This is a genomic window from Bradyrhizobium sp. BRP19, assembly GCF_020194195.1.
Taxonomy (GTDB): Bacteria; Pseudomonadota; Alphaproteobacteria; order Rhizobiales; family Xanthobacteraceae; genus Bradyrhizobium; species Bradyrhizobium yuanmingense.
Genome location: NZ_JADYVZ010000242.1, coordinates 1 through 387, shown reverse-complemented (window position 1 = coordinate 387; position 387 = coordinate 1). Strand labels below are relative to the sequence as shown.

Below are 387 nucleotides of genomic sequence, written 5' to 3'. Positions count from 1 at the left end.
GCACAGCGTGCCTGCGATCGAAGGGCTGCTGCGCAACGCGATCCAGGAAGACACCGCGGTCTCGCTCGACAGCGTGTTGCTCGACACCAACCCGGCGACCACGATCCGGCCGGCGGGAATCCTCAACGGTGTGGCGGCTTTGCCGGCGACCGCTGGCGGCGGCTTCAATGCGCTGGTTGGCGACATCAAGCAGGTCAGCGGCGCCTTGCTCAGTGCGACGATGGGCAATGTGCGTAAGCCGGCCTGGTTGATGAACCCGCAGCAGGTGATGAGCGCCGGTCTTACTGCGGCTCCGGGCGTCGGCGCCTTCCCGTTCCAGGCCCAGATCGCGGCCGGCAACCTACAGGGTTGGCCGATCATCGATTCCGGCACGGTGCCGCTTGGCAC

1 pseudogene is annotated in these 387 nt (G+C 67.2%); it reads left to right on the top strand.

What is annotated here, in order from left to right:
- A pseudogene (locus tag I6F36_RS39380) lies at positions 1-387 on the top strand (phage major capsid protein); the annotation flags it as partial.